We start from the raw sequence: 3,771 nt of genomic DNA, 5'->3' as shown, positions 1-3,771 counted from the left end.
GTTTAGTATCTACAGGAATCAAAAAATCTGTTGTAGCAATATCTAATAAACCAATGTCTAATATTGCTCTTTTATGCGTATTTCCATAATCTTCAGGGTTGATTTCTAATAATTCTCCTGACGGGTTTTCTTCCAAATCACCATAGGGCAATACAGGTTTTTCTGTAATTTCAATTATTTCTGCATGTAATAAAAACACATCGTTTTTCATTTTTGGAATAGTTTTATTTGTAAATAAATCAATACCAAAAAATAAGGTTTCGCCAATTCTAAAATGATTCACTCCTTTAGGAATTTGCCGTTTTTGTAACAAAGGAATCATTACAGAAGAGCCTCCGGTAACATAATCAATTTTTTTACCAAATTTAGCTTCAATCAGCTGTTCGTATAAACTCAACTGTATTAGTTTATCTTTACTTGGCATTACACCACTTAAACAATTCAAATTTGCTCCAATACCAACAACTTTTATATTTGGCAAGTCAAAAACTTTTTTGTAGAAATCTAATAAATGCTCACCCAAAATACCTTCGCGTAAATCCCCAAGCTCTATCATTATAATTATACGATGTACCTTATTTTGGACTTTAGCTTCCTCAGACAACCATTTTATAGTAGTAAATTCAGTATTAAAACTTACATCAGCATATTTAACTACGCTTTTTATACTTCTTTTAGCAGGTGGCTTAATATAGATAGTTTCAACCTTTGGATTTATAGACTTAATTGTTTTTAGATTTGTAAGTCGGGCGTCACAAACTTGTTCTTCACCTAACGACAATATAAATTCTAAGAATTGTTTATGCCCACATAGCATTTTTACCACTGGAGCCCACTCTTTATCATGCTCTTTAAAGAGGTTTTTTAAATAATTATAATTTGTCTCTAAGGATTTTTTATTAAGTGTTACAAAAGCCATAATTTAATTTTTAATGGATAAATAACTAATTGAAGAGAGCGAAATCCCTACTATAATAGGATCCAAACCAAATGGAATTGGCATTTGTAAAACGGATAATATTAATGTAGAAAATCCACCCAATAGCATGGAAACAAGAGCTGCTTTTGGTTTAGCTTTTTTTGATATAAGAATACCAAGTACCGGAATTAACAAACCAGAAACCATAAAAGAATATGAAAGCAGCATTAATTCTAATACACTTTGCATTGAACTCGCAATTAAAATAGCCAATCCTCCAATTATAAAAGTAGTGATTTGTGAAATTCTAATTGTATTTGGACTTAAATCTTTTAGGCCTAAAATATCTGTGACAAAATTTCCTGACGCTGCTAAAAGACAACTATCTGCAGTAGACATAATTGCTGAAAAATAAGCTGATAACATTAAACCCATAAAACCAACAGGAAGCACTTTTTTTAATAATAAAGGCATTCCAATTTCAGGATCCATTAATAGTGCATTGTCAAAACCTTCTGCTGCAAATAACCCTTTTGCAGCTGCTACTCGAGCAAATAGACCCAATATTACACCCATAAATGCCATAATAGGGTATTCAAATAAACCTGCAATAAACCAAGCTTTTTTAGCAGTTCTTTCGTTTTTACAAGCATATATTCTTTGGTATAACGTCATACCAACAAACCAAATGGGTACAATAATTACAAACCAATTAACCAACTGAACCCAAGTTACATTTTGTAAAGAGTAAAATTTATTGGGCAATACATTTATAATTTCATTATATCCACCTAAATAATTATAAGCAATTGGAATACCTATAAAAATTAAACCAGCCATTAAAATAATCCACTGAAAAGTATCTGTGTAAATGACAGCTTTCATACCTCCAAAAACGGTATAAACAAGTGCAATTCCGCCCATAATTAATAAGGCATCTAATAAATCTAAGCTTGGAAATGTTCCAATAGCCAATTTAGCACCTGCTAAAAATTGAGATGAAGTAAAACCTAAATATCCTACAAAAGATATAATACCTGCCGCCATAGCAACAGTGCCTCCATAGTTATGTTTTAAAAATTCAGGAAAGGTTAAAAACCCGTGTAAATTAGCTTGCCGTACTACTTTTGGTATTAAAAAAACGGCACTTAGCCAGGCTCCAATTAAACCTGTAAATAGCATCCAAGATCCAGATATACCCATCATAAAACCTAGCCCTCCTAAACCAATTGAGAACCCACCACCAACATCTGTAGCAACTACTGAAAGTCCAATATGAGTGCTACTCATTTTACCACCTCCAATATAATAATCCTTAACATCTTTATTCTTTTTGAAATAGTAAAAACCTATTCCAAGTACTAAAATCATGTATATTACAAAGACAATTATGTCTATAATTTCCATAACTAATTTCGACTATTTTTTTAAGCGCATTTCTAAATATTTGTTTTCAAACCCTAGTTTCTCGTACAAAAATTTAGCTGGATTATTTGGCTCAACATGTAGAGCAATATCTCCATCAGCAATCTCAATTGCCTTTTGCATTATTTTTTTACCAACACCTTTACCTCTAGCTTTATTGTGCACTGCTATATAAACTAGAATATTTTCAGGAATATAACCTTCCATTCCAGTTTTATTAACTATTGTTATTCCTAAAGTTTCATCTTCATCATTAAAAACCAAAACAAAACCGCCCAACCCCTTTTCTGAATCCTTTACAGCAAAATTTAAACATTTCAAAATAGCATCTCTTTCATCTCCAAACTCTTCTAAATGATTAAATAGAAATTCTACAATTGTTTCCTTTTCTTGCTTAGTTGGTTTAGAATCTTCATTGTAAATTTTAAATTTTTCCATTACTGTAATACTATTGATTTTCTTGATCTCTAAGATGTTGTTTATAGGCCGCTTTCTCGATTTGCCTTCTTCTTTTTACAGATTTTTTAGTAAAATGTTTATTCTCTCTTAATTGATTCAAAACCTTTGTGTTTCTAGTTTTTCTTTTATAACGCTTTAAAGCCCTATCAATATTTTCACCTTCTTTTACAGGAATTATTAACATATATTTTTATTGTTTTTTATGATTTCTGCTAAAATACAAAATAGTTTCTATAGAAACTATTTTTAACAACGATATATATTTTAAAATTAATTACATTTACTGTATTTATTTTAACATATATAACAATAATATACAAAAAATCAATTATTTATCAATGGTTTCTATAGAAAATTTAAAGAATGATAAAAATGATCTTATTTTTCGTTTGAAAATTCTTCTGCAGTAATTATGGGCGAAGCATCTAACTCTTCAACCTCCATAATTTGAGTTAATAAATCAATTCCCTCAATAATTGTTTGCAATTTTTCTGGCGGAAGTGCTTGCAGTTTTTCACTTAATTTTTGCTGAAAAGTAATAGGAGCAGATTGGAGTAAATCCATTCCGTTGGCTGTTAATGAAATAAGTGTAACTCTTTTATCTGATGCTTTTGGAAGTTTGGCAATGAATCCCTTTTTTTCTAAGCGCCTTAAAATTCCAGAAATAGTACTGGCATTTAAATTTAAAAATGTTTTTAGTTTGGCTGCATTTGTTCTATAATCTTCTTGTTCTGCTAAAAACTGTAAACACAAAAGTTGAGGAATGCTTACGCCCTGTTCTTTTTCTACACGTTTACTCTCTAAATTCACCGAGCGCACAATTTTACGCAATCTTATAAGGATATCAATAAAAGTCATTTGTCAAAACTACGAAAAATTGATTAGTTGATTTAAATAGTATCTGGATGTAAACATAACAACATTAAATTTGTTTCTTTCCACACCCTTCCCATTTATTTTTAATCGAC

General features: G+C 30.2%; 5 protein-coding genes. All 5 read right to left on the bottom strand.

What is annotated here, in order from left to right; translation table 11 throughout:
• On the bottom strand, nt 1–919 hold a 919-nt coding region (locus AB1Z17_RS07540; RefSeq protein WP_368051189.1), incomplete at its 3' end, for an alanine racemase.
• Nucleotides 920–922: 3 nt separating this feature from the next.
• The gene (locus tag AB1Z17_RS07535) at nt 923–2,290 is read right to left on the bottom strand and encodes a sodium:solute symporter (protein WP_368051188.1); all 1,368 of its coding nucleotides are present in this window, start codon (nt 2,288–2,290) and stop codon (nt 923–925) included.
• Between the two features lie 48 nt (nt 2,291–2,338).
• The gene (locus AB1Z17_RS07530) at nt 2,339–2,782 is read right to left on the bottom strand and encodes a GNAT family N-acetyltransferase (protein WP_368051187.1); all 444 of its coding nucleotides are present in this window, start codon (nt 2,780–2,782) and stop codon (nt 2,339–2,341) included.
• Between the two features lie 10 nt (nt 2,783–2,792).
• Entirely contained in the window at nt 2,793–2,987 is a 195-nt protein-coding gene (gene rpsU, locus AB1Z17_RS07525) for a 30S ribosomal protein S21 (RefSeq protein WP_134247330.1), read from the bottom strand.
• 194 nt (nt 2,988–3,181) lie between these two features.
• Entirely contained in the window at nt 3,182–3,661 is a 480-nt protein-coding gene (locus AB1Z17_RS07520; RefSeq protein WP_368051186.1) for a MarR family winged helix-turn-helix transcriptional regulator, read from the bottom strand.
• Nucleotides 3,662–3,771: the final 110 nt, after the last annotated feature.

It is taken from the genome of Lutibacter sp. (assembly GCF_040883305.1).
Lineage (GTDB): Bacteria > Bacteroidota > Bacteroidia > Flavobacteriales > Flavobacteriaceae > Lutibacter.
The sequence above is the reverse complement of the archived record's forward strand: the minus strand, read 5'-3'. Positions and strand labels throughout refer to the sequence as shown.

Coding starts and splice junctions, on each gene's coding strand:
- AB1Z17_RS07535 (WP_368051188.1), bottom strand. CDS start 2,290: ATGATTTTAGTACTTGGAATAGGTTTTTACTATTTCAAAAAGAATAAA.
- AB1Z17_RS07530 (WP_368051187.1), bottom strand. CDS start 2,782: ATGGAAAAATTTAAAATTTACAATGAAGATTCTAAACCAACTAAGCAA.
- rpsU (WP_134247330.1), bottom strand. CDS start 2,987: ATGTTAATAATTCCTGTAAAAGAAGGTGAAAATATTGATAGGGCTTTA.
- AB1Z17_RS07520 (WP_368051186.1), bottom strand. CDS start 3,661: ATGACTTTTATTGATATCCTTATAAGATTGCGTAAAATTGTGCGCTCG.